Below are 255 nucleotides of genomic sequence, written 5' to 3' on the forward strand. Positions count from 1 at the left end.
TCGGCTGGCGTGAAGCGTCTGAAGGCTCGTCGGATCGTGTCCCAGAGGTCGCTGATCGTGCGAGCGGCCTCGGCACGAAGAATGGCCTTGAGCTTGGCGAAGGCGCGTTCGATCGGGTTGAAGTCAGAGGAATAGGCCGGCAGGTAGAGCAGTCTCGCTCCGGCCGCCTCGATGCACTCGCGGATGCCGCTGACCTTGTGCGCGGGCAGTTTGTCGAGCACGACCGTGTCGCCGGGCCTGAGGGCTGGGACGAGG

Annotated in this window: 1 protein-coding gene; it reads right to left on the reverse strand. The window is 65.9% G+C overall.

The annotated features are described in order from the left end of the window. On the reverse strand, nucleotides 1–255 hold a 255-nt coding region (locus ACLBX8_RS32280; protein WP_447716482.1), incomplete at both ends, for a transposase.

Source organism: Methylobacterium sp. D48H, from assembly GCF_053345715.1.